The organism is Streptomyces sp. AC558_RSS880, assembly GCF_019049255.1.
Classification (GTDB): Bacteria; Actinomycetota; Actinomycetes; order Streptomycetales; family Streptomycetaceae; genus Streptomyces.
This window is the reverse complement of record NZ_JAGMUJ010000189.1, coordinates 1-827: the sequence shown is the minus strand read 5'-3', so window position 1 is coordinate 827 and position 827 is coordinate 1. Positions and strand designations below refer to the sequence as shown.

The following is an 827-nucleotide window of genomic DNA, read 5'->3' as shown; positions in this document are numbered from 1 at the left end:
CCCCTAGATGAGTGAGTCCGATGTTCTCAGTGGTCGTAGGCGATCAGGGATCGTTTGATCTTGGCGCCGGTGGTCCAGTTGTGCCAGATGCCGGCTGCCAGGGCGAGGAGTCGTTGTCCGGTGCGGGCGAAGACTCCGGCCGGTGTTCTGCCGCCGTGCTGTTCCAGGCTGAGCTGACCCTTGAGGGTGTCGATGACGGCCTCGATCCACTGGCGGACACGGACGATCTTCCCGTGCCGGACGGGCTCGTCCTTGCGGTCCGGCCGCACCAGGTGAACACCGAGCCGTTGCGCCAAGAATGCCTCGAACTCCTTCCCGGCGAAGCCCTTGTCGGCCAGGATCACCTGCCCGGCCCGGACGAGGCGGTGGTCGCGTTCCAGCAGCGCGGCCATCACCTCCCGTTCCCCGAGTTTCGGGTTGGCCAGGCACCAGGTGACGGGCATGCCCTCAGCGGTGGTGACCAGGTAGAGCCGGAAGCCCCAGAAGAAGCGGGAGTGGCTGCGGCAGTAGCCGTATCCGCAGTGTCCGGCCAGGTCGGAGCGTTTGACGGTCTCCCGGGAGGCCGCGCAGGGCAGTGGGGTGGAGTCGATCAGCCGCAGGTCGTCGTGCCAGGTGGGGACCTGCCGGGCCAGGGCCTCGATCACATGACTGATCAGCGGTCCGGCGGCGTTGAGGCGCTTGTTGTAGGCGGACTGCTGGGGCAGGTAGCGGAACAGGTGCCCCAGCCGGGCGTGAGCGAAGCGGATCCAGTGCCTGGCCGAGGGGAAGCCGAGCAGAACCTGGGCGACCGCGAGGCACAACAGTTCGGCGTCCGTCAGTTTGGGGGG

At 67.6% G+C, this 827-nt stretch carries 1 protein-coding gene; it reads right to left on the bottom strand.

What is annotated here, in order from left to right; all coding sequences use genetic code 11:
* Window positions 1-26: 26 nt before the first annotated feature.
* Window positions 27-827: IS982 family transposase (locus KUM38_RS39870; RefSeq protein ID WP_217137029.1), on the bottom strand; the 801-nt coding region annotated here is incomplete at its 5' end.